A 466-nucleotide genomic window follows, 5' to 3' on the forward strand; every position below is an offset into this window, starting at 1 on the left:
ACGCTTGTCACTGCTGAACATCTGGTAATAGACCGAGGGCTCGAACTCCAGACCGCTCTTCTTCGGGCCCCTAAAGGTATAACCGGAATAGATCTGGTAGTTAAGAAGCAGGCTGGGCTCGGCGACACGGATGTCCTCGTCGATCTTCTTCTCAAGGAGGTTGTTGGCATTGAAGCTGGCAAAGAACCCCTTGTTCCTGTACAGCACCCCAACGTCAAAATTGTGGTTGGTGGTGGCCCTGTCGTCGGTTATCACCGGGTTGGAGACCGGGGGCTGGGCCGTGCCATCGGTGAACTTGCTGGTATCGATCCTGAAACTGTTTATGTTATAGGAGATACCAAGCGACAGGTACTGCTTGGAATAGTAGTCCAGGATAAGGTGGTGCGCAAAAGAGAACTTGGCCCCCTTCTGCAGCGTGTTCCCGTTCTTGTCGTTGTAGAACGACAGCCCAACCCCGCTACGGTCC

The 466-nt window shown here is 53.9% G+C and carries 1 protein-coding gene; it reads right to left on the reverse strand.

What is annotated here, in order from left to right; translation table 11 throughout:
- A partial coding sequence (locus ACGLWY_RS18670; protein WP_396621190.1) for a PorP/SprF family type IX secretion system membrane protein occupies positions 1-466 on the reverse strand: 466 nt, incomplete at both ends.

The sequence above is a fragment of the Mariniflexile sp. HMF6888 genome (assembly GCF_044335535.1).
Lineage (GTDB): Bacteria > Bacteroidota > Bacteroidia > Flavobacteriales > Flavobacteriaceae > Mariniflexile.